We start from the raw sequence: 23,300 nt of genomic DNA, 5'->3' as shown, positions 1-23,300 counted from the left end.
GCCATCCCACTACCCGCCTGCGGGCAGATCGGTGCGCGGGGAGGTACCCAGATGCACACCGACCCGCTTGACCAGCAGGGTCATCTCGTAGGCGACCTGCCCGACGTCGGAGTCGGCGTCCGAGAGGACGGCGAGGCAGCTGCCGTCGCCGGCGGCGGTGACGAACAGGAAGGCGTCGTCCAGCTCGACCACCGTCTGGCGGACGCTGCCCGCGTCGAAGTGGCGGCCCACGCCCTTGGCAAGGCTGTGGAAGCCGGAGGCCACGGCGGCCAGATGCTCGCTGTCCTCCCGGGCCAGATCCTTCGAGACGCCCATGGCGAGGCCGTCGCCGGACAGGATGACGGCCTTGCGGATGCTGGCGACCCGGTCGACCAGGTCGTCCAGGAGCCAGTTCAGCTCTCCCTTGTCGGTCGTCGTGTGGCCGGTGGCCTTCGGTGCGGTCATCGACCGTCCCCCTTAGTCGTTCCTGGTGCTGTGCCGTTGCCGGACCCGTCGCCCGCGGCGTTCTCCTCCCGGCCTCGCTGCCAGCCACGCTGGAGCGAGGCCATCCGGCTGCGGACCTCCTCGGCGTCGCGGTCGGCGGGCGGTCCCGTCCGGTCGGCGCGTCGCGCAATATCCTGCTTGAGCTGGGGAGCCAGGCTGGCCTGGCGCACCCGCCGGGGCAACGGCCCGATGCCGTCCGGTGCCGCGTCCGGCCGGGCGGCCGCGGCACCGGAGGTGAGGTCCGGGGTCCCGTCGCGCGGCGGGTCCGCGTCGGCGCGGGTGACGGCGCCTTCGCCGCTCGGCGGCGCTGCGTCGCCGGGGCGTGCCGCATGGCCGTCGGGTCCGGCCGTAGCGCCGTCGGCGGGCGGGGCTGTGCCGCCCGGCCGCGTCGCGTCGCCGCCCGTGGGCAGGGGGGCGCCGGGGCCGCCCGCGGCCGTCCCCTTCGTTCGGGTGCGCCGGGGCAGTGCGGGAATCCCGGGCGTCTCGTCGGCGGCGGCGCGGGCCGGTCCGCCGTCCTCGACGCGCCCGGCGGTTTCGCCGGTGCGCCGGGCGGTCGCGCCGCGCCGGCGGGTGGGCAGCGGAGCCGGCGCGGCCTGGTCGGGGCGGCGGGGGCCGGCGGCGGACTCCTGGTCGGAGTCGTCGCGGCGGGAGCGCTGGTCGGTGACGGGTTTGCCGTGCGAGCTGACCAGCTTGGGCGTCTGACGGCGCGGCGGCGGCACGGGACCGGGGTCGCCGGCCGGGTCACGCGGCAGGCGGTCGGCGGCCGGGGCGGGCGTCCGGTCCTCGTCGCGGGGGCGGGCGCGCCGGTGCCGGAACAGTCCGCCGCGCTCGCTGTCCTCGTCCCCGAGGGCGCCGGGGAAGTCGTCGAGGGCGTCGAGATCGACGGGCGCCTCCAGCTCGACGGGGCCGTCCAGCAGGGAGGTCTGGAGCCCGGGCAGCTGGGCCGGCGGCGCGGAGCGGCCCAGCGCCTGTCCCGGCCCCCTCGCCGAGCGGTCCCGGTCCAGGCGGAAGCCGAGGCCGTTGGTGTCCGGCACGTCGTCGCTCAGCAGCGCGTCGGGGATGAACACGACGGCGGTGGTGCCGCCGTACGGCGAGGGCTGGAGGGAGACCCGGACGTTCTGCCGCTGCGCGAGGCGGCTGACCACGAAGAGGCCGAGCCGGTCGGTGTCGGACAGTTCGAACTCGGGGGTCTCGGCGAGGCGCAGGTTGGCGTCCAGGAGCGACTCGGCGGTCATGCCGAGCCCCCGGTCGTGGATCTCCAGGGTGAATCCGTTGGCGACGCGCTCGCCGAGGACCTGGACGGCGGTGTGCGGGGGCGAGAACACCGTGGCGTTCTCCAGCAGTTCGGCCGCGAGGTGGGTGAGGTCGGCGACGGCCGGGCCGGTGACGGCGACCCGCGGCAGCCGCCGCACCTCGACGCGCTCGTAGTCCTCCACCTCGGCGACGGCGGCCCGGACGACGTCCATCAGCTGCACGGGGCGGCGCCACTGCCGCGAGGGCGCCGCGCCGGAGAGGATCACGAGGCCCTCGGCGTGCCGGCGCATACGGGTCGTGAGGTGGTCCAGGCGGAACAGGTCGGCGAGTTCGTCGGTGTCCTCGGTCCGGCGTTCCATGGTGTCGAGCAGGGTGAGCTGCTTGTGCAGCAGCACCTGGCTGCGGCGGGCGAGGTTGACGAACACCTCCGAGACACCGGCGCGCAGTTCGGCCTGTTTGACGGCGGCCTCGACGGCGGCGCGCTGGAGGGTGTTGAGGGCCTGGCCGACCTCGCCGACCTCGTTCTTGTCGTACTCCAGGCGCGGCGCCTCGGTCTCGATGTCGACCTGTTCACCGGCGGACAGGCGGCGCATCACGCTGGGCAGCCGGACGCCGGAGGCCTCGTGCGCCTCCAGGCGCAGCTGGCGCAGGTCACGGATGAGGCTGCGGCCGATCCGGACCGACACGTAGAGGGAGAACAGCAGCGCGATCAGGCCGAGGACGCCCGGTACGGCCGCCTGGAAGATGATGGTCAGGGCGACGGGGCGGGTGCGGTGCTGGAAGCGGTCACCCGCCTGGTCGTCCAGGGTGCCGAGTTCGTCCAGGACGCTCGCCGCGGCGGAGTCCCAGCTCTTGGCGGTGACGTCGCGGGGCGTGCCGGAGCCCGTGCCGATGACGGACTGTTCGGCCGTGCGCAGCGGGGCGGTGGTGGCGTCCTGCCAGAGGCGTTCGTAGCGTGCGCGCTCGGCGGCGGGCAGCAGCGGCAGGCTGATGTCGTACAGGAGGGTGCGCTGGGCGACCAGGTCGGAGATGTCCCGGGTCTCGTCGCGGGTGAGGGTGCCGACGACGAGCGAGGAGCCGAGCAGGGCGTCCTCGCGGGAGAGCAGCTCGCGCGCGCGGGTGACGTTGACCAGCGCGCGGGACTGCTTGTCCAGCCCGACGTCGTCCACGCCGTCGAGGCCGTCGAGCAGGGTGTAGCAGGGGTCGACAAGGCGGTTGTAGAGGTCGAGGGCCTGGGCGCGTCTGACCGTGCCCTGCTCGACGTCGCGGCGCAGGGAGTCGAGGCCGTCGAAGGCGTCCAGGACGTTGGTGAGGCGTTCGCTCTCGGTCGCGTTCATGCCGTTGGCGCCGCCGTGCTCCCCGGCGTTCTTGCGGACCTCGACGATCGCCCGGTCGGTGGCGGTGCGGGTGCGGTGCAGCGCGGCGAGCGCGTCGGCGGCACGGGGGTCGGCGAGATAGACGAGGGTCTGGCGGCGCTCCTGCTGCAGTGCGCGGACCGTGTCCTCGGTGGGGTAGCCGATGTCCTTGACGACATCGGTGGCGTGGAACAGCCGGGCGACCTCGCGCCCTGTGATCACCGTGGCAAAGGCCCAGACGGCGGCCAGGGACACCAGCGGCACGAGAAGCAGCGCCACGATCTTCCGGCGGATCGACTTCCCGCGAAACCGCATGGCCTCCCCCAGCTCGACCCCCGCCGGCCGGGGGTGTACATGTGCGTCAACAAACGGCGCGAGCCTACTACCGCCTCACAGTTAACTCGAAGACATGTCCGGAGGGCGAACTTCCGCTCCGACGACGAGAGATGGCGAGTTGTCCGGTCATTGCGGGAGATTGCACCCGCGATCGAGCAGCCGGCTCCGTACCGATCACGGGGTCACGGCCAGGTGGTTGGCTGGATTTTTTCGCTGATGGGGAATCATCCCGCGATCTCGTTCGTCCTTGTCTGTGACGGGTCTTCGGGAAATGGGTGCGGAATGGGCCACAGGTGCCGCATCTAGCACCTCGGCGGCGTAAAACTGCGCAAGCCGGGCAGCCACTGGGGAGTCGGAGTCCAGGTACTCCGGGGCGAGCGGTGTGCCGGCGGTGGGGAGTGACAAAGGTGATGGGGACGGCGGAGGGGCGCGAGGCGCCCGCCGAGCGCGCGGCGGAGCGCCCGGCGGAGCCACGGGGGCAGCGAGAGCCGGATCGCGACATTCCGGTGCGGGGGCGCCTCGGGCGGTCCGCCGGGGAGGAACGGCAGCCGGGGTACCGGCCGTTGTGGATCGAGGAGCCGGCCAAGCGGCACCCGCTGCCCGATCCGGTGCGGACGGCGGCGGTGCGGGCGGTCCTGATCATGGCGGTGACGCTGATCCAGGCGATGGTGGCCTTCCTGTGCACGATGGCCGGGTCCTGGCTGGCCTTCCCCATGGTGATCAGCAGCGTGGTGAGCACAGTGGTGGCCACATGGGCGGTGGTCGACGTGTGGGTCACCCGCCAGGTGTGGAACCAGCGTTACGGCGTGGTCTCCGAGCCGAGCAGCACCGCCCGGGCCCTGCGCCGCGAGCGGCGTGCCCGCCGGCGCCGGGAGCGAGCGGCCCTGCGCGAGCAGGAGCGGATACGCAGGCGGGGCGGCGCCGGTCAGCTGTCCCACCCCTGACCCGGCGCGGCCCCGCCTCACCGCGTGACCGTCATGCCGGTTTCTTGTACATCCGCGTCGCCGTGATCTCGCTGTGCACCGCTTCTCCGGTCTGGGCCTGCTGGGGCAGCCCGGGCCGCAGGTGCTCCTCCACGCTGATGTACTTCAGGCCCGCCCTGAGGTCCGCGTCATTGCGCAGCCGGATGACCAGCGGGAATTCGGCGAGGGCGGTCGTGTCGAACAGGCCGGTGGTGTAGAGCAGCTGCACGCCCAGCGCGTCGGACACGGCCCGCTGGAGCTCCAGCAGGTACGTCGCGTTGGCGCGGCCGATCGGGTTGTCGAGGAACAGCGTGCCGGCGTGCCGGTGCTTCTCACGGCCCCGGTCGTTCGAGCGCAGGGCGGCCATCGTGCAGTACAGCGCGATCGCCGCGGTGAGCAGCTGTCCGCCGGAGAACACGTCGCCCATCTGTCCGACAGGGACGCGCTCGGCGCGCAGCACGGCGTCGGGCTTGAGGATCTCGACGGCCACGCCCCTGGGCTGGAGGGCCGCCGCGACGCCCCGCAGCAGCAGGGACATGCCGTCGCGGCGCAGGTCGGAGTTCTTCTTCACGGCCGCGCGGGTGGCGTCGTCGATGACCTCGCCGAGGCGTTCGGTGAGCGTGACCTGGTCCGGTTCCTCGAAGCGGATGCGGAGGAACTCCTGCCCGGACCACTCGCCGAGCCCTTCCGGCAGCCGGGAGAGCCGCTGGGCGGAGCGCAGCGTGGCGAGCGCGGACTCCACCAGCCCGCGCAGCCGGTCCACGATCGAGTCGCGGTTGCGCTCCAGCTGGGCCAGCTCGTCGGTCAGGACGCGCAGCCGGGGGGCGAAGGCGTCGGCCCACTTCTGGGCGTGCTCGGGCAGCGCGGAGGCGGGCAGTTCGCGGATCTGCTGGCGGGCGGGGGTGCGGACCTGCTCGTAGCGCGTGGAGTTGGCGTGCCGGACGAGGACGTCGCTCGCCTCGCGCACGGCGGCCTCGGCGGCGGACAGGTCGCCGGCGCAGCCGCGCAGTGAGCGGCGGGTCTCGGCGGCGGAGTGCCGGGCGTCCTCCAGGCTGCCCGGGTAGGGCTCCGGCTCCTCCTGCTCCTCCTCCGGGGCGTGCTCGCGCAGCAGGTCGCGGAGCATCGCGGCGATCTCGTCGAAGCCGCCGGCCGCGTCCTCGGCGCCCCGGTGGGCGTCCAGCAGCTCGGCGTGCGCCTCGCGGGCCTCGGCCAACGCCTCGGTGCGGGAGGCGAGTTCGCCCGTCGCGGTGCGCAGGAGCGCCTGGGCGTGCTCGGCGTCGCGCGGGACGAGTTCCTCGGGCAGCTCGGTGTGTGCCTCGCCGTCCTCGGGGGCGTGGCGCTCGGCCTCGCCGCGCAGTCGGCCGAGCTGCTCGCTCGCGGTGGACATGCGGGTCTCCAGGAGCTGCACCAGCTCCTCCGCGCGTGCGGCGGCCGCCTGCCGGGAGGGGCCGTCGGAGCCGTCGGGCGACTGGAGCAGCTGCTCGGCGCGGGTGCGCACCTTGTTGGTGAGCCGGTCCAGTTCGGTGCGGGCGGCGCTCTCGTCGCTCTCCGCGCGGGCCTGCTCGGCCCGCAGGTCGGCACCCACGCCGACCTTCTCGTACACCTGGGAGGCGGCCCGGTAGGCCTCGCGGAGGGCGGGCAGGGACGCCTTCGGGGCGTCCACGTCCTCGACCGGTACATCGTCGGGGGCGCCGGCGATCTCGGCGCGTTCGGCGCGCAGGGCGCGGGCGGTGCGGCGGGCGTCGTCGGCGGCGCGCTGGGCGGCGCGGCGGTCTTCGTCGGCGGCCCGGGCGCGGTCCAGGCAGGCCTGGGCGCGGGCCTCGGACTCGGCGGCCTCGTCGGCGAGTTCGCGGAGCTTGACCTGCCAGCCGGCGCGCTCACGGAGGCGGAAGGCGAGACCGGCGAGGGCGTCGGCGGCGCGGCGGGCCTTCTGCGCGGCCTCCTGCCGTTCGTCGCGCAGCTGGGCGGCCTCGGCGGCGGCCTCCTCGGCCTCCGCGCGTGCGGTGCGCGCCTCGGTCAGTTCCGCCTCGGCCTCCTCGGCGAACTCGCCCGCCTCCTCGGCGGCCCGGGCGAGTTCGGTGAGACGTCCGGCGGGACAGCCGGTGCGCCAGGAGGCGAGCCGGGCGGCCAGCTCGCGGTCCTTGCCGAGCCGGGCGGCCAGGGTGCGGATCTCCTCGTCGCGCTCGGCGGCCCGGGCGCGCAGCGCGTGCCGTTCCTCGTCGGCGGCGAGTTCGTCGTGCATGGCCGGGTTCGGCGGCACGAGGAAGACGTCCTCGGAGGACGCGTCGGTGGCGGGGGGCGGGGCGAGCAGGGCGGCGGCCGTGCCGACGGCGACGGTCGACCGGGGCAGCAGGGCGGCGTCGGCCAGGGCGTCGCGGGCGCGCGCGTGCGTGTCGGGATCGGTGATGATCACGCCGTCGACCAGTTCGGGCCGGGCGGTGAGCACACGCGCGTGGTCGGCGGGGTCGACGGACTGGGCGAGATAGCGCCAGCCGGGGAGCGCGGGGATGCCGTGCTCCCCGAGGAACTCCACGGTGGCCAGCACGTCCGGGCCGGGCGGCAGCAGCCCGCCGTCGCCGAGCGCGCCGAGGATCCGGGCGTCGTCGGCGGCCGCGGTGCGCAGTTCGAACAGATGCCGTTCGGCGGTCGTCACGGCGGCGTCGAGGAGCGCGCGCAACTCGTCCGCGAACCGGTCGAGTTGCTCGGGCCGCAGCGGGCCCTCGGCGGCGGGGGTCGCCTCCGCGGCCGTCGTCGCGCGCAGGTCGTCGTCGGTGTCGGTGCGCGGGCCGGGAACGCGCGCCCTGCTCGGGATGCCGGGCAGGCCCAGCAGTTCGGCGAGCCGCTCCTCGGCGGCCAGGGACTCGGCGAGGCGCTGCTCGGCCTCGTGGGCGCGCGCGGCCGCGGCCGCCGCGTCGGCCGCGCGGGCCGCCGTCAGCTCCGCACGGGACTCGGCGGCGGCCGCCTCGCGCGCGTGCTCGGTGACCTTGCGGGCGGCCTCGCGGGCCGCGTCCCAGGCGGCCACCGCGGTCTTCTCGGCGTCGCTGGCGGCGAGCGCGGCCCTGGCCGGGTCGGCGTCCGGGGCGCTGTCGTCGAGCCAGCCCGCGCGGACCGCCTCGGCGGTCTCCTGCTCGACCTCGGTGAGGCGCTGGCGCAGATGCCCGGCCTCGCTGCGGGCGCGCTGGGCCTCGGTCGCGGCGGTCGTGGAGTCGCGGTGGGCGCAGTCACCGACCTCCTGGAGGGCGGCGGAGCGCTCCTCCTCCTCGTTGGCGAGGGTCTCGGCGCTCTCGGCGGCGGCGTGCAGGGCCCGTACGAGGTCGACTGCGGCCTTGGCGCGGGCGGCGAGCGCGGGCGCCGCGTCCCGCTCGGCCTCCTGGATGGCGGCGGACACGCGCGCGACGCGGTCGGCGGCGGCCCGGTGCCGCAGCACGACCTCGGCTGCCTGCCAGGCGGAGTGCAGGGTGCGGGCGTCGGCCAGCTCGCGCTTCTGCGCGGCGGCGGACTTCTCGGCGGCGGCGAGCGCCAGGGAGGCGTGCCGGTAGGCGAGTTCGGCGGCGGTCAGGGCGCTGCGCTCCCGCCCGCCCTCGGAGTGCGTGACGGCGTACGCGGCGGCCGTGACGCGCTGGGCGAGGTCGGCGGCCCGTACCCGCTCCCGCACGGCCCGCGCGGACAGCCGCCGGGCGAGGGAGCGGGTGCGGCGCTCGGCACCGGCGTGGACGTCACGCGCACGCGTGCGGGTCTCGGCGGCCTCGACGATGCGTCCGAGCAGGTCGACCGAGCCGGCGGTGAAGTCCCGTTCGGCGATCAGCTCGGCGCGCCGGCCCAGCTTGTTGCCGAAGCCGCTGACGAGGTCGGCGAGGCCGTCGGTGTCGCGGGTGTCGGTGACCGCGCGCAGCAGCAGGTCGGTGAAGTCGGAGTCCTTCTTGACCGCGAAGAGGCCGGCCGCCTCGCCCTCGTCGGCGTTCATCTCCCGCTGGTAGCGGAAGAGTTCGGGGTCGAGGCCGAGGTCGCCGAGGTGCTCGATCCAGCGGTCGTGGATCTCCTCCCAGTGCGCCTCCAGATGCGGGTAGGCCTTGCCCGCCTCGGTCAGGGCGTCACGGAAGCCCTTCATGGTGCGGCGCCGGCCCTGGGCGCCCGAGGTGCCCTCGACGGGCGGCCGTACGGCGGTGGCCTCGGCGACCGGCAGGTTGTCCAGGCTCAGTCCGGGGCCGGGCCGGAAGGAGTACCAGGCCTCGGCGAACTTGCGCGGGTCGTTGGAGACCTGCCGCCCTCGCCACTCGCTGACCTTGCCGACGACGACGCACTCACCGGTCTGCACGTGCTGCCACTCCAGCGCGACGTGTCCGCAGTCGTCGGCGAGCAGGAACTTGCGCAGCACGCCGGAGCTGGCGCCGCCGAGGGTGTTGCGGTGGCCCGGCAGCATCACCGAGAAGATCAGCTTGAGCAGGACGGACTTGCCGCCGCCGTTCTCCAGGAAGAGCACGCCCGCGGGCGCGGGGCGGCGCGGCGGCCCGGCCGGCTCCTCCTCGAAGAACTCCGCCTGCGTGGGCGCCGGGTCGGGCACGGGCTCGCCCACGCCCCGCAGGTCAAGCACGGTGTCGGCGTAGCGCGCACCGGCGGGCCCGATGGAGTAGAGGCGGACCCGGGACAGCTCGTACATGGCGGACTCTCGTAAGTCTGGTGAAAGGTGCGGTGGTTCAGGTCGTGGCGGGGCCCTGCGGCCCTCAGGAGTGGAACGGCAGTCCGGCGTCGGCCACCAGCTCCAGGTCCTCGGTGTCCTCGGCGGGCAGCAGGCTTGCCGTGCCGTCGGTCACCGGGACGACGCCCAGGTCGAGCAGTTCGGCCATCGCCGCGGCGCCGGCCATGTCACGGACCTGGAGTTGGTAGCGCGCCGTGGTGCGGTAGGTGCCGCCTCCGTCGTCGCCGGTGCGCTGGAGGAAGCCCGAGTCGGTGAGGAAGGCGAGGGCCTTCGCGACGATGCCGGTGGTGGAGGCGGCGGGGCGGCGGGCGTCCTTGGTGGCGCCGGTGGCGCTGCGTCTGGCCCAGATCCGCCAGGCGGCCTCCAGACCGGGTGCGTCGCTCGCCGGGTCGGTGTTCTCGCCCTGCTGCTCGGCCCGCTCCTCCAGGCGCCGGCAGGCCTGCCGTACGAAGGCGTCGACACCGTTGACCGTGACGCGGCCGATGTAGGAGTCGTCGGCCAGGTCCTCGGGGCGCGGGAACGCCAGGGCGGCGGCGGCGAGATGGGCGAGGCCGTGCAGGAAGCGGTCGCCGGAGTCGGCGGCGGTGCGACGCGCGTAGTCGCCCATGCGGACGGCGAACACGGAGTCCTCGGCGGCCGTCACGGCCATCCCCGCACGCGGGGACACCTCCAGCACGACGAGGCCGAGCCCGGCGGCGACGGCGTCGGCGAGCCGCGCGAACGCCGGGTCGTCGCGGTAGCGGCGCAGCAGCTCCGTGTACTCCTGGTCGCGCGCGGGCTGCACCTTGGGCTGCAGTCCGAAGGCGACGAGCCGCGCCGCGTCGGCGGCGTCGGCGGGGGTGACGGCGGCACCGGCCGGCGCGGCGGCGGGCTCGGGCTCACTCCAGTCGACGTGCTCGGTCACGGCTTCGGCTCCTTGTCGCGTTCTTGCTCGGTCATGCTGCTTCCGTCCGGTCGGCCGCCATCCCGGCCGCGTCCAGCAGCGCGGTGCCCACGATCAGGTCCGCCCCGCCGAACTCGGGATCGTCCAGCTCGGTCCCGTCGTCCACGGCGAACAGCAGCTTCTCCTCGCCCTGGCGGTACGCCGTGCCGACGGCCGGGCTGGCCGCGTGCACCGCCAACAGGGCCACCAGATACGCCAGATCGGGGTCGCCGGTGCGGCGGGCCTCGGCCAGCAGCCCAGACAGCCGGCGCGGCGCGTCGGCCGGGAGGTCCAGCAGCTCCGTCGCGGCGACCAGTTGCTCCTCGCTGAACCGGCTGTCGTCCGGCGTGGCGATCAGGTCGGGCTCGGGCATCTCCGCGCCCAGGTGCTCCCGTTCGACGGGCGGGGTCAGCAGTATGTCGACGAGGTCCGCCACGCGCACGGAGACCGGTGTGCGCAGCCCCGTGCCCTGGGCGAAGAAGGCGTCCGTGACCCGGATCGCCTGCTCCACGGGCAGCGGCAGGACGGGGGCCACGAGATGGCCGTACAGGTCTGTTCCGGACGTCGTCGCCGGGGTGGCGAAGGCCTGCCGGTCCTGCTCGGCGCGGAAGAGCGGGCCGGCCTCCAGCAGGCGGGACTGGAGCTGGGTGTGCCGCCGGATGCAGTCCTTGACGATGTCGACGAGTTCGGCGGCGCGGCGCTTGTGTTCGGGCTCCTCGGTCTCGTCGCGGGCCTTGCGGATGTTGGTGAGGATCGCGTTCTCGTGGCGGTAGCGGTCCGCCACGTGGTCCAGGGCCTCGGCGATCATGTCCGGCACGGAGTTCAGCCAGTCGACCGCGCGGACGTTGCGCCGGGTGGCATCCAGGGCGCGGCGCAGGGTCTCTGAGTACTGCACCGTGCGGTAGCGGGCCTGCTCGGCGGCGAGCTGGGCGTCCGCCAGCCGGCCGCGGTTGATCAGTACTTCGAGCTTGACCTCGGCGGCGATCTGGGCGCTGGTGACGTCGGTGTCCAGGGCGCCGACCAGGACGTTGACCGCCTCGTCCGTGGTGCGCAGGTAGACCGTGCCGCCGGGGCCGGGGACCTCTTCGATCAGCTTGAAGTCGTAGTCCCGGCGGACGTACGTGCCGTCCGGGCCGAAGGTGCCGTACACGGCCCGGAAGCCGCGGTCGGCGCTGCCGACGTTGATCAGGTTCTCCACGACCCAGCGGGCCACGCGCTCGTGCTCGCCGACGGGCCGCTGCGGGGCCTGGGCGGCGATGCGCGGGATCAGCCGGGCCACGATCTGCTCGTGGTCCGCGCCGGTGTCGAAGTCCATGTTGAGCGTGACGAGGTCGATGGCGGCCAGGGCCACCTCGGCCATTCCGTAGACCGAGTACTCACCGGCGAGGTTGGCCTTGCGCGCGTCGAGGTCGTGCAGCGGCGCCGTGCAGGCGAGGGCGCGCAGCCGCCGCGCCAGGCCCTCGTCGGCGGCCGGGCCCGGAGCCGGGCGCGCCGCGGCGCTGAGCTGGGGCGGAACACTGTCCGTCGATGCGGGTGAAGTCACGGTGCACAGACTAGGTCCTCGGTCTGACATCGACCCAAACGACGCAGAAGCGACGGGCGTCACACAGGCTCAGGAGAGCCCGGCGCTCTCCTCGCCGACCCTGCGCCGGTACACCTCCACCACCCGCTCCAGCGAGTCGGTGAGGTAGGTCTCCAGCAGGTCCTCCGCCCCGAGCCGGTCACCGGCCTGGAGCGCCCGGAGGATCTGCTGGTTACGGGCGAGGTACGGCTCGTGCAGCCGGCGCGGGTCGTCCACGACGTGGAAGGCGAGGCGCAGTTCGGCGAAGACGCTGCGCATCAGTTCGTCGGTGCGTTCGCTGCCGGCGAGGGCGACCAGTTCGCGATGGAAGTGGATGTTGGCGGTGCCCAGCGCCTTCCAGTCGGTCGCGCCGGCCGCCGTCTCCCCCTCGGCGACCGCCGCGGCGAGCCCGTCCAGCGGGTACGGCGGCTCGCCGAGCCCGCGGACGACGGCACACTCGACCAGGGTGCGCGCGCGGTAGATGTCCTCGACGTCCTCGACGGTCAGGACGCGGACGAACACGCCCCGGTTCAGCTCGTGGACCAGCAGGCGTTCGTGCGTGAGCAGCCGGAAGGCCTCGCGCAGGGTGTTGCGGGAGACCCCGAGCGCCCCGCCGATGCCGTCCTCCGACAGCCGCGTGCCGGGCGGGAAGTACCCGTCGGCGATACGGCTGCGGAGGATGTCCGACACGCGCTCGGCCGTGCTCGTACGCCCGAGGAGGGCCCGGTCGCCGGCCAGTCCCGTCAGCTGCTCTGCCATGCCGGGAATTCAATCGCAGACAGGCGGAACCAGACAACACGGGTATTGTCGGATTGTTGAACGACCCATCATCCGTCCGCCTCGGCTAGCCGATCCCGTTCGCCGCCACCTCCGCGTCCTCCCGGTGGGACGCCGGCGCCTCCGCCTCCGCGCGGTGGCCCGCACCGCCGGGCGTCGCGGCACGGTTCACGACGATACGGCGCAGCTGTGCCCCGCCGGCGGCGCCGGTGCGCTCCGGCAGGGCGGCCAGGGCCGCGGACACCGCCGCCGACGCGCTCTGGTCGAGCCGGGCGCCGGTCCCGCGGGCCTGGTGGCGCATCTCGTCGGCGGCGAGACGCAGCAGCTGGGGCAGCAGGTCCTTGCACCGCCGCACCACCCACCCCGTGCCTGCGGTGGCCAGCCACAGCAGGCTCGCCGTACGGGTCGGCGGGGGGAACTCCGGCTCGGGCGAGGGAGGTTGGCCGCTCGCCCGGCCCGTCTCGGCGAGCAGGGCGTGGAAGTGGGCGGCCAGCTGCCGGTGTCCGCGCTCGCTCGGGTGCAGCCGGTCCGCGCTCCACAGGGCCCGGTCCATGATCCAGGTACCGCCCGTCGCGTGCAGATGGACGGCGCCGTAACGCTCGGACAGCGTGTGCACGACGGTGTTGACCGCGCGCTGCCGGCGGGCCAGCGGGCGGGCGAGGGCGCCGGGGAGCCCCAGCATCGCGCCGGGGTCGGGCAGGCAGGCGGTGAGCAGGGTGGCACCCTGCCGGGTGAGGGCGGCGTAGGCCTCGTCGAGGCGGGCGGCCACCGTGCGGATGTCGAAGGTGTGGCGCAGGGTGTCGTTGACGCCGATGACCACGCAGGCCACGTCCGGGCGCAGGGCGAGGGCGGCCGGGAGCTGCCGCTCCCCCACGTCACGGGTCTGCGCCCCGCTGACGGCGAGGTTGGTGAACTCCACGTTCCCCGCGAGGGACGGCGCCAGCAGCGCGGCCCAGCCCCGCCAGCCGGTGCCGACGGGGTCGCCCACGCCCTCGGTCAGCGAGTCACCGAGGGCGACGAAGCGGACGGCTCTCATGCCACGCCCTCCGGGACGGCGCCGCGCCGGGGCGCGGTCACCGGGGCGTCGTGCGCGGCGAGGAACGCCTCCACGGCCGTGCCCCACCCGAAGCACTCGGCACGCGCGCGTGCCGTCTCGCGGCGCTCGCGCTCGCCGCGTTCCAGGAGCATGTCGACGGCGTCGGCGAAGGCCTCGCCGTGGTCGGCCGCGGTCGCGCCCGCGGACCCGATCACCTCGGGCAGCGCCGAGGAGGCGCTCGCCACGACGGGCGTGCCGCAGGCCATGGCCTCCAGCGCGGCCAGCCCGAAGGTCTCGGCGGGCCCGGGGGCGAGGGCTATGTCGGCGGACGCCTGGAGCGCCCCGAGCACGGCCCGGTCGGAGACGTGCCCCAGGAAGGTCACCGGCAGCCCGCGCTCCCGCGCGCGCTGCTCCAGCCGGGCCTTGAGCGGTCCGTCCCCGGCGACCACCAGCACGGTCTTCCGGCCGCGCCGCAGCAGCGCCTCCAGGGCGTCGAGGGCGGTGCCGGGACGCTTCTCGACGGAGAGCCGCGAGCACATCACGAGCAGCGCCTCGTCCTCGCGCGCGTGGCGCTCGCGCAGGGCGGGGTCGCGCAGCGCGGGGTGGCGTTGCATCAGGTCGACACCCAGGGGGGCGCGTACGACGTTGCGCGCGCCGATGCGGACGAACTCGCGCTCGGCGAACTCCGTGGTGCACACCACCCGCGAGTAGACGTGCGCGGTGCGGGTGTTGAGGGCGTCGGCGGCCTTGCGGGACAGGTTCTCGGACAGGCCCCAGGTGCGCAGTACGCCGTCGGCGGTCTCATGGGAGACCATCACGGCGGGCACGCGCGCGCGTCGGGCCCAGCGGCCGGTCCAGCGCAGGGTGGTCCGGTCGGAGACCTCCAGCCGGTCCGGGGCCAGCTCCTCCAGGAGGGCGGCCACGCGCCGCTTGTCGGTGAGGACGCGGTAGCCGCCGGTGCCGGGCAGCAGCGGGCCGGGCAGGGTGATGACACGGCCCTGCTCGGTGTCCTGGTCGGTGTGCCGTTCGCCGGGCACGACCAGCACCGGTTCGTGGCCGGCCGCGCGGAAGCCCTTGCCGAGTTCGCGCAGGGCGGTGCGCAGGCCGCCGGAGGCGGGGGCGACGAAGTTGGCGAGGCGGACGATGCGCAGGGAGGAGCCGGTGCCGGTCATGCCGCCACCGCCGTCCTGCGGGCCGCGAGGACGTCGCCGTAGTGCCCGATCAGCTGGTCGCCGACGGCGGCCCAAGTGCGGCCCTCGACCATGGTGCGGGCGGCGAGGCCGTACGCGATCCGGCGGTCGGGGTCGGTGACCAGAGTGCGCACGGCCTCCGTCACGGCGGCGGCGTCGAGCGCCGGGACGAGCAGTCCGGTGCGCTCGTGGGCGACCAGGTCGAGCGGGCCGCCGGCGGCGGGCGCGACGACCGGGACGCCGCTGGCCATGGCCTCCTGGACGGTCTGGCAGAACGTCTCGAAGGGGCCGGTGTGCGCGAACACGTCCAGCGAGGCGAAGATCCGCGCGAGGTCGTGGCCGGTGCGGCGGCCGAGGAAGGCGGCGCCGGGCAGCGCCTCGGCGAGGTGGGCGTGGCTGGGCCCGTCACCGACGACCACGACCTTCACGCCCTCCAGTCCGCAGACTCCGGCGAGGAGTTCTACGTGCTTCTCGGGGGCGAGCCGGCCGACATAGCCGACGATCAGCTCGCCGTTCGGGGCGAGTTCGCGGCGCAGGGCCTCATCACGGTGTTCTGGCTTGAAACGTACGGTGTCCACGCCGCGCGGCCACAGCCGGACCCGGGGCACGCCGTGGGCCTCCAGGTCGGTGAGGGCGGCGCTGGAGGGGGCCAGGGTGCGGTCGGCGGCGGAGTGCACCGAGCGGATGCGCCGCCAGGCGGCCGCTTCCCCGGCGCCCATGTACGTACGCGCGTACCCGGCGAGATCGGTCTGGTAGACGGCGACGGCGGGGATGCCGAGCCGGGCGGCGGCGGCCATGCCGCGGACGCCGAGGACGAAGGGGCTGGCGAGATGGACAAGGTCGGCGCGGTGGTCGAGGAGGGCCGCGGCGAGGCGCCGGCTCGGGAGGGCGACGCGGACCTGGGGGTAGCCGGGCAGGGGGAGGGAAGGGACACGGACGACCGGGCACGGGGCGTCCGTGTCCGGTGCGCTGCCGGGAGCGGGGGCCGGCGCGACGACGAGCGGGGAGTGACCGCGATCAACGAGGTGCCGGGCGGTCTGGAGCGCGCAGTGGGCCACGCCGTTCACATCGGGGGGAAAGGATTCGGTCACGATGACGACACGCATACGGGTGTTGTCGCCGCGCTGGACGTGGCCGCGTCAACGTCGATCTTTCCGCTCGGGGAACGTCCTGTGAGCGTTGGGCTGCACACCCGAGCGGGTCAGACGGCCGTCATGGCCGCCTGACCCGCCGGTCATCCGGTGTTCACCCGGCGGGCGGTCGTCCGCGTGTTCCGTACGCGCGCGTGGGGGGTTCAGCCGCCGGCGGTGTCGGAGCCGAAGCGGCTGCGGACGGCCGTCTGCACCTCTGCCTCCTCGGCCGGATCGGCGGCCAGGCGGCGCAGGCGCTCCACGACCCGGGTGTCACCGGTCTCGGCGTGCCGGGCGGCGATCTCGCGGGTGGTCTCCTCGCAGTCCCACAGGCATTCGACGGCGAAGCCGGCGGCGAAGGAGGGGTCGGTGGCGGCCAGGGCGTGGGCAGCGCGGCCGCGCAGGTGGGACGAGGCCGTCTCGCGGTAGACGTGCCGCAGGACGGGGGCGGCGCAGGCGATGCCGAGGCGTCCGGCACCGTCCACGAGGGTCCACAGGGTGGGTGCGTCGGGGCCCTCGCCGCGTACGGCCTCGCGCAGGGCGCCGAGGACCAGGTCCTTGTCGCGCGCGCCGCCCCGGCAGGCGAGCATGCGGCCCGCGGCGGCGCCGAGGGGGTCGGGGCGCTGGGCCCAGCGACGGGCGCGGTCGACGGCGGCGACGCTGCGCATCCGTTCGAAGGCGTCGACGGCGGCCTCCACGACGACGGTGGTGCCGTCGGCGACCGCGGCCTCGATCAGGTCGAGGGCTTCGGCGTCGTTGCCGTCGGCGAGATAGCGCAGGGCGGTGCAGCGGGCGCCGTCGGTGCCGGACCGGGCGGCCTGGACGATCTCCGCGCGGTCCTCGGGACCGGCCACGGCGACCAGACAGCGGGCGGCCGGCACATGGAGTGCGGCGCCGCGGTCCATGCCCGCCTGCGCCCACTCGAAGACGGCGCGCACGCTCCAGCCCGGCCGGGGACCGGTCGGCTGCATCTGCCGCTGCCAGCGGTCGAAACAGCCGGTCTCCTGCGCGGCACGCACACGCGTGGCGATCGATTCGCGCGGATCCTCCGCCCACAGCCGCCACGGCCGGGGCTCGAAGGCGTCCCGGACGGCGGCGGCCAGCTCGGCCTCGCCCTCGGGGTCGGTGCCGAAGCGGGCCAGGACGGGGGCGGCGAGGGCGCGCAGGCCCGCGTCGTCGTCCCGCAGGGCCAGCTCGTCCAGGGCCCACGCCCAGTTGCTGCCCGTGGCGGCGTACCGCCGCAGCAGTTCGAGCGCGTCGAGCCTGCCGTAGGAGGCGAGGTGTCCGAGCACGGCGAGGGCGAGACCGGTGCGGGACTCGTCGGTGTCGAGAACGTCCTCGGGGCCGAAGAGATGGGCCGCGATCGCGTCCAGCTCGCCATTCAGGTCGAGGTACAGGCGTGCGTAGTAGAGAGAGCGGTTCTCCACCTGCCAGTCCTGGCGGGGGTCGCGCAGCACGCACTGGTTCAGCGCCGCGAGCGCTTCCGCGCGCGGGGCGGTGAGCGCGTGCAGCGTGCCGTCGCCGCGGCCCCGCTGCAACAGGCCGAGCAGCGTACCGCTCGGCGCTATGAACGGATCGAACATGGGAAACAGCCTCACATCAAGCGTCGACGCAACCGGAGAACACGCACTACCTGGCCGCGTGACACAACGTCGGAGCGCCCGCCGTCTCTTGCTTGCTGTAGACCATTTCTCTCTGCCTCTCGTCGGTGGCCCATGCGGACCGCATCACGGCCCGCGCGGTGCGGCAACACCTGCCCAGCCATCGCGTCCGTGAATCACGTCGTCATGATGACCCGCGGTGTGTGCTGCCGCGACCGTATTTCCGGCGGCCTTGTACCGCCTCCCCCGTTTTGTGTGTCGTACCTGGTCAGGACATGTGCGTCAGTGTGCGCCGAACAGTTCCAGGAGTTCCGTCTTGCCGAACATCCGCGCGGTGTCGACGGCGGAGGGCGTGCCCGCGGCGGGATCGGCCCCGCCCGCCAGGAGCGCCTTGATGACCTCGGCCTCACCCTTGAAGACGGCTCCCGCGAGCGGCGTCTGGCCTCGGTCGTTGACGTGGTCCGCCGCCGCGCCGCGCGCGAGCAGTTCGCGCACCGTCGCCGCGTGGCCGTGGTAGGCGGCGAGCATCACGAGGGAGTCGCCGCGGTCATTGGTGAGGTTGGCCGGAACACCCGCGTCGACGTACGCCACGAGCGCCTCGGTCTGCCCCTGCCGGGCCAGATCGAAGATCTTGGTCGCCAGCTCCACGACCTCGGGGTCGGGGGCTTCGCTCATCGGCCGGACCGCCTCTCCTGGAAACTTCGGGGACTTGCAGGGAGCGTACGGCAGCGAGCGGAACACGGCCGTACGAGTGAATCGTCAGCGTACTGGCTCGCGGGGCACATGACCCGATGCGCCCGAGGTAAAGATCACGCTCGTCCCTGTTCGGGGCATCAGCCCTGGCCAATCGGGCGGAGCCCGCTCCGCCGACCGAGGGAAAGCGGTCAGATTTCACCCATTTGCACCTTTTATCGTATGGACACATCCTGTGATCCTGGAAGAACTCATGGTGACTGTCCCCCTCGACACCAGGAGGCCTCAAATGGTCTTTTCCATGTCCGGCGTGATCATTCTCGGCGTCATCGTCTTCCTGTTCTTCCGCAAGGACGGGCTCAAGGGCTCGCACGCGACCGTGACAGCCCTGTTCGGCTTCTATCTCGCCAGCACGGGCATCGCCCCGAGCATCAAGGCCGGCGGCGAGAGCCTGGCGAGCCTCCTCGGCGGCATCAAGTTCTGACCCAGCCCCTCCCGCCCGCACGCACCACCAGGAGACAGCAGTGGCCCGGCGCCCTCTCCCCCGCATTCTGAGCAAGGACAGCGCCCAGATCGCCCGGACGCAGCTCGCCCGGAGCCGGGAGCTGGCCCGGACGGCGGCCGACAGTGCCACCGACGTCCTCCATCCGCTGATCGCCGTCACGCGCGGGATGCGCCGGCTGGCCTCGGCCGGGCGGCGCAAGTGGGCGGACACGCCCGAGGACAAGCGCGGGCCGCTGCTGTTCCTGGTGGCCGCCGTGGTCCTGGTCGTGGCGCTGGCGCCGTACGGCCCGCTGCTCGCCGTCATGTCCGTGATGGCGGCAGCGGCCTGGCACGGCCGGGACCGCACCGAGCCGGCCCCCGAAGGGCCGGACGAGTCCCAGATCGAGCGGCTCCAGTCCCTCTACGAGGCCCTGGTGCCGTACTTCGCCGACCCCGAGGACCCGGCGCCCCTGTACACGCACGGCGGGGAGTGGGAGAAGGTCTTCGCGGCGCACGAGTTCGACGACGACGGCCGCGTCGGCCACCTCGTGATCCGCTACCCGGCCTACTTCCCGGACGGCGAGTCCGAGGCCCGCGCGCGGATCGAGCACCTGCTCACCGCGAAGGCCGGACGCGGCCGCGAATACCACTTCGGGTGGGACGAGGAGGGCAACCAGCTCACCGTCACCGTCCTCGCCCCGCTGCCCACCGACATCGCCGCCCAGCACTTCGTCACCGCGCCGGGCGAGACCGTCCTCGGCTTCACCGACCCGGGCGAGGTGCAGCGCACGCTCCCCCTCGCCTACGGCGAGGAACAGATCGACGTCCCGCCGGTCGTCTGGCGCACCGGCGTGCGCTCCACCGAGCCGCACCTGCTGGCCGTGGGCCAGCCGGGCGGCGGCGCGTCGACCCTGCTGCGCTCCCTCGCCCTCCAGGCGCTGCGGTACGGCGACGTCCTGATCGTCGACGGCGGCGGCACCGGCGAGTACGCGTGCCTGACCGGCCGGGACGGCGTCCTGGCCGTGGAGTGCGCGCTGCCCGGCGCCCTGGCGAGCCTGGAGTGGGCCGCGCAGGAGACCGAACGCCGGCTCATCGCCATCAACCTGGCCCGGCAGGCGGGCGACCCACCGCCGGCGGACACCCGCCGCCCGCTGTGGATCCTCCTCGACCGACCCGCCGTCTTCGCGCACCTCGCCGGCTCGGAGGGCCGCCAGGACCCGCAGGCCCTGCTCCAGGTCCCGCTGCGGCACGGCCGCGCGGCGAACGTGACCGTCGTGGTGGCCGAGCAGTTCGACGGCGCGGAGGCGCTGAGCGACGTCGTCCGCCAGCACACACGCGCGCGTGTCGTCCTCGGCTCCACCACGCCTCGCCAGGTGGAGGCGGTCCTCGGCGCCGCGCCGCACACCACGCCGCCGGGCCAGGTCCCGCCCGGGCGCGGCTACGCCCGCCTGGGCTCCGGCCCGGTGCACCGCCTCCAGGTGCCGCGCACCCCGGACCCGTACGACGACGCCACGAGCGACGCCGACAGCGCGGCGGTGCTGGACCTGCTGCCGCCCCGGACCGCGGTGGTGGAGGCCCAGCCGCGGGAGCCGGCGGATCTGACGAAACCCTCGGTGAGCACGGAGACGGTGAGCACGGAGACGGTGCGTACGGAGACGGTGGGGGCGGAGACCACGTAAGGGGTGCGCGTACCGGGTCCCGCGATCGGCGCCCCGCAAAGCCGCCCAGGAGGCGTCAGGCCACGAACGTCCGCGGCGGCTCCACGCCCCCCGTCGCCCCCGTCTCCACCAGCCGGGCCGCGGCCGCCAGCCGTACCGCCGCCTCCTCCGCCACCACTCCCCCGACGGTGAACGGCAGCCGTACATAGCCCTCGAACGCGCCGTCCACGCCGAAGCGGGGGCCGGAGGGGACGCGGACGCCGGTGCGTTCGCCCGCCTCGGCGAGCCGGGACCCGGACAGGCCGCCGGCGCGGACCCACAGGGTCAGACCGCCCCGCGGCACCTCGAACTCCCAGGTGGGCAGTTCACGGCGGAGCACCGACACCAGCGCGTCCCGGTTCTCCCGGGCCTGAGCGCGGCGCAGTTCCACCGCCTGCTCCCAACCCCCTGTACTGAAGAGCCAGTTGACGGCGAGCTGTTCCAGCACCGGGGTGCCGAGATCGGCGTACGCGCGCGCGGCGACCAGGCTGCGGATCACGTCCGGCGCCGCCCGCACCCAGCCGATGCGCATGCCCGCCCAGAACGCCTTGCTGGCCGAGCCGACCGTGATCACCGTGGAGCCCGCCGGGTCGAACCCGCACACCGGGCGGGGCATGTCCGCCGCGCTCAGGTCCTCGTCCAGCCACAGCTCCGTCATCGTCTCGTCCGCGACGAGCACGGTGCCGGCCGAGCGCGCCGCGTCCACCAGCCGGCGCCGCTGGTCCTCGTCGGCGAGCGCGCCGGTGGGGTTGTGGAAGTCGGCGACCACGTAGGCGATGCGCGGCGCGGCCTCGCGCAGCACCTGGCGCCAGCGGTCCATGTCCCAGCCCGACAGGCCTTCGGCCATGGCGACCGGGACCAGGCGCGCGCCGGCCTCGCGCATCAGCTGGAGGATGTTGGCGTAGGACGGGGATTCCACCGCGATGCGTTCGCCGCGGCCCGCGAAGAGGTGGCAGATCGCGTCGATGGCGCCCATCGCCCCCGTCGTCACCATGATCTGCTCGGGCATGGTGGGGATCCCGCGCGCGGTGTAGCGCTCGGCGATCATCTCGCGCAGCGCGGGCAGCCCGGCCGGATAGTCGCCGTGCGTGTGGGCGTACGGCGGCAGTTCCTCCAGGGCGCCCTGCACGGCCCGGGTCAGCCAGGGCTCGGGGGCCGGGAGCGAGGCGCAGCCCAGATCGATCACCGAGCCCAGCGCCTCCGGGGGCAGGGGTTCGAGGCCGCGGGCCGGGATCGGGTTCCCGGCCGGCACCGCGGTCCAGCTGCCGGCGCCGCGCCGGGACTCCAGGAAGCCCTCGCTGCGCAGCGCCTCGTACGCGGCCGCGACGGTGGTGCGGCTCACGGACAGGGAGAGGGCGAGTTCGCGTTCGGCGGGGAGGCGGGCGGCGACCGGCACGCGCCCTTCGAGCACCAGGAGCCGGATGCCGTCGGCCAGTGCGCGGTACGCGGGCGGGCGGCGGGTGCCCGGACCGGCCGGACGCTCCTGCTGGGAGTTGAGGAGCCGGGCGAGTTGCGCGGCGCCCATCGCAGAGGTCCACTGCGCCATGACGATCAGTCCACCTTCCCCGAATTGGCCATGGATGACTCTTCATCCCAAGCCACAGAGTGACATGCGTCAGGCCACCGCCACCACCCAGGGGGATATTTCATGTCCACTCCCGACCGTCTCGTACGCCGGCTGATCCAGCTGTACGCCGGCCTCGCGCTCTACGGCGCGAGTGCCGCGCTGCTCGTGGCGGCGGGCCTCGGCCTGGAGCCATGGGGCGTACTGCACCAAGGGCTCGCGAAGCTGACCGGGCTGACCATCGGCGTCGTGTCGATCGTCGTGGGCGCGGCGGTGCTGCTGCTGTGGATCCCGCTGCGCCAGCGCCCGGGACTCGGCACGGTCTCCAACGTCTTCGCCGTCGGCCTCGCCATGGACGGCACGCTCGCACTGGTCCCCGACCCGCACTCCTTCGCCGTACGGATCCCGCTGATGCTCGCGGGGATCGCGCTGAACGGCGCCGCGACCGGCCTGTACATCTCCGCGCGCTTCGGCCCCGGCCCCCGCGACGGGCTGATGACCGGGCTGCACCGGCGCACCGGCCGCTCGATCCGGCTGGTGCGGACGACGATCGAGGTGGCGGTGGTGGTCACCGGCTTCGCCCTGGGCGGCACGGTCGGCGTGGGCACCGTGCTGTACGCGGTGTCCATCGGCCCGCTCGCCCAGCTCTTCCTCCGGGTGTTCGCCATCCCGGCGGAATCGCCCCGCAGCACGGTCGTTGCCGAAGCGACACCGGAACGAGTGATACTGCGTCCGTGACCCTCACGAGACCGGCCAAGCGCCACCCGTACCTCGACCACCCCGGCCCCATCCCCTTCGCCCACCGGGGCGGGGCCGCCGACGGCATCGAGAACACCGTGGCGCAGTTCCGCCGCGCGGTGGAGATGGGCTACCGGTACATCGAGACCGATGTGCACGCCACGGCGGACGGCCGGCTCGTCGCCTTCCACGACTCGACCCTGGACCGGGTGTCCGACGGGGCGGGCCGGATCGCGGACCTGCCGTGGGAGGACGTACGGCACGCGCGCGTGGGCGGGCGTGAACCGGTGCCGCTGTTCGAGGAGTTGCTGGAGACCTTCCCCGGGGTCCGCTGGAACGTCGACGTCAAAGCAGAGCCCGCCCTGCGGCCGCTGCTGGACCTGATCGAGCGCACGGACGCCTGGGACCGGGTCTGCGTGGGCTCCTTCTCCGAGGCGCGGGTGCTGCGCGCCCAGCGGCTGGCCGGGCCGCGCCTCGCGACCTCGTTCGGCACGCGCGGGGTGCTCAGCCTGCGGCTGCGCTCGTGGGGTCTGCCGGCCGCCGTGCGCCGCTCCGCCGTCGCCGCCCAGGTGCCCGAGGCGCAGTCGGGCGTGCCGGTGGTCGACCAGCGCTTCGTTCGCGCCGCCCACGCGCGCGGGCTGCACGTGCACGTGTGGACGATCAACGAACCGGAACGCATGCACCGGCTCCTGGACCTGGGTGTCGATGGCATCATGACCGATCACATCGACACATTGCGCAAGGTCATGGAGGACCGCGGCGTCTGGGCCTGACCGGCCCGGCGGCGGCCCGAGCCTTCGCAGTTCAGCGGGGAAAGCGAGG

Annotated in this window: 17 protein-coding genes; 5 read left to right on the top strand and 12 right to left on the bottom strand. The window is 74.4% G+C overall.

What is annotated here, in order from left to right; genetic code table 11:
* Window positions 1–9: 9 nt before the first annotated feature.
* Together ACFC8N_RS41505 and ACFC8N_RS41500 are read right to left on the bottom strand one after the other, a co-directional pair.
* Window positions 10–444, bottom strand: coding sequence for a roadblock/LC7 domain-containing protein (locus tag ACFC8N_RS41505; RefSeq protein ID WP_376294670.1), 435 nt, complete (start codon window positions 442–444; stop codon window positions 10–12).
* The gene (locus ACFC8N_RS41500) at window positions 441–3,407 is read right to left on the bottom strand and encodes a nitrate- and nitrite sensing domain-containing protein (RefSeq protein ID WP_376294667.1); all 2,967 of its coding nucleotides are present in this window, start codon (window positions 3,405–3,407) and stop codon (window positions 441–443) included. The genes ACFC8N_RS41505 and ACFC8N_RS41500 overlap by 4 nt, the downstream gene beginning before the upstream one ends.
* A 431-nt stretch (window positions 3,408–3,838) precedes the next feature.
* Between ACFC8N_RS41500 and ACFC8N_RS41495 the strand changes: the two genes are divergently transcribed.
* Complete coding sequence (locus tag ACFC8N_RS41495; RefSeq protein WP_356032862.1) at window positions 3,839–4,372, top strand: hypothetical protein; 534 nt, start codon at window positions 3,839–3,841, stop codon at window positions 4,370–4,372.
* A gap of 31 nt (window positions 4,373–4,403) precedes the next feature.
* Here ACFC8N_RS41495 and ACFC8N_RS41490 read toward each other — a convergent pair whose 3' ends face one another.
* The 9 genes from ACFC8N_RS41490 to ACFC8N_RS41450 form a co-directional block, all read right to left on the bottom strand.
* Entirely contained in the window at window positions 4,404–9,047 is a 4,644-nt protein-coding gene (locus tag ACFC8N_RS41490) for a hypothetical protein (protein WP_376294664.1), read from the bottom strand.
* A 64-nt stretch (window positions 9,048–9,111) separates the two neighbouring features.
* A complete protein-coding gene (locus ACFC8N_RS41485) occupies window positions 9,112–9,990 on the bottom strand; it encodes a hypothetical protein (protein WP_376294661.1) in 879 nt (292 codons plus the stop codon).
* A gap of 31 nt (window positions 9,991–10,021) precedes the next feature.
* Window positions 10,022–11,551, bottom strand: a complete 1,530-nt coding sequence (locus ACFC8N_RS41480; protein WP_376294659.1) for a hypothetical protein — start codon at window positions 11,549–11,551, stop codon at window positions 10,022–10,024.
* A gap of 69 nt (window positions 11,552–11,620) precedes the next feature.
* A complete protein-coding gene (locus tag ACFC8N_RS41475) occupies window positions 11,621–12,328 on the bottom strand; it encodes a GntR family transcriptional regulator (RefSeq protein ID WP_356032852.1) in 708 nt (235 codons plus the stop codon).
* A gap of 85 nt (window positions 12,329–12,413) precedes the next feature.
* Window positions 12,414–13,382, bottom strand: coding sequence for an SGNH/GDSL hydrolase family protein (locus ACFC8N_RS41470; RefSeq protein ID WP_376294657.1), 969 nt, complete (start codon window positions 13,380–13,382; stop codon window positions 12,414–12,416).
* A complete protein-coding gene (locus tag ACFC8N_RS41465; RefSeq protein ID WP_362822016.1) occupies window positions 13,379–14,554 on the bottom strand; it encodes a glycosyltransferase in 1,176 nt (391 codons plus the stop codon). Before ACFC8N_RS41465 ends, ACFC8N_RS41470 begins: the two co-directional genes overlap by 4 nt.
* Window positions 14,551–15,678 (bottom strand): glycosyltransferase family 1 protein, encoded by a 1,128-nt coding sequence (locus tag ACFC8N_RS41460; RefSeq protein ID WP_356032845.1) that lies wholly within the window; start codon window positions 15,676–15,678, stop codon window positions 14,551–14,553. Before ACFC8N_RS41460 ends, ACFC8N_RS41465 begins: the two co-directional genes overlap by 4 nt.
* Before the next feature lie 188 nt (window positions 15,679–15,866).
* Window positions 15,867–17,285 (bottom strand): HEAT repeat domain-containing protein, encoded by a 1,419-nt coding sequence (locus ACFC8N_RS41455; protein ID WP_356032842.1) that lies wholly within the window; start codon window positions 17,283–17,285, stop codon window positions 15,867–15,869.
* Between the two features lie 300 nt (window positions 17,286–17,585).
* Window positions 17,586–17,978 carry an ankyrin repeat domain-containing protein gene (locus ACFC8N_RS41450; RefSeq protein ID WP_356032840.1) on the bottom strand — a complete coding sequence of 131 codons (393 nt, stop codon included), beginning with the start codon at window positions 17,976–17,978 and terminating at the stop codon, window positions 17,586–17,588.
* Window positions 17,979–18,285: 307 nt separating this feature from the next.
* On the opposite strand from ACFC8N_RS41450, the gene ACFC8N_RS41445 reads away from it, so the two are divergent.
* Window positions 18,286–18,480: a hypothetical protein gene (locus ACFC8N_RS41445; RefSeq protein WP_356032837.1), complete on the top strand. Its 195-nt coding sequence runs from the start codon at window positions 18,286–18,288 to the stop codon at window positions 18,478–18,480.
* 40 nt (window positions 18,481–18,520) lie between these two features.
* Complete coding sequence (locus ACFC8N_RS41440) at window positions 18,521–20,158, top strand: hypothetical protein (RefSeq protein ID WP_376294652.1); 1,638 nt, start codon at window positions 18,521–18,523, stop codon at window positions 20,156–20,158.
* Between the two features lie 55 nt (window positions 20,159–20,213).
* Here ACFC8N_RS41440 and ACFC8N_RS41435 read toward each other — a convergent pair whose 3' ends face one another.
* Entirely contained in the window at window positions 20,214–21,722 is a 1,509-nt protein-coding gene (locus tag ACFC8N_RS41435; RefSeq protein ID WP_356032832.1) for a PLP-dependent aminotransferase family protein, read from the bottom strand.
* 102 nt (window positions 21,723–21,824) lie between these two features.
* Here ACFC8N_RS41435 and ACFC8N_RS41430 point away from each other — a divergent pair, with 102 nt between their 5' ends.
* Window positions 21,825–22,478 (top strand): YitT family protein, encoded by a 654-nt coding sequence (locus ACFC8N_RS41430; protein WP_376294649.1) that lies wholly within the window; start codon window positions 21,825–21,827, stop codon window positions 22,476–22,478.
* Entirely contained in the window at window positions 22,475–23,251 is a 777-nt protein-coding gene (locus tag ACFC8N_RS41425; RefSeq protein ID WP_356032826.1) for a glycerophosphodiester phosphodiesterase, read from the top strand. Before ACFC8N_RS41430 ends, ACFC8N_RS41425 begins: the two co-directional genes overlap by 4 nt.
* The last annotated feature ends 49 nt before the right edge of the window (window positions 23,252–23,300 follow it).

The sequence above is a fragment of the Streptomyces sp. NPDC055966 genome (assembly GCF_042269865.1).
Lineage (GTDB): Bacteria > Actinomycetota > Actinomycetes > Streptomycetales > Streptomycetaceae > Streptomyces.
Note: the sequence above shows the minus strand (reverse complement) of the source record. Positions and strands in the feature narration are given on the sequence as shown.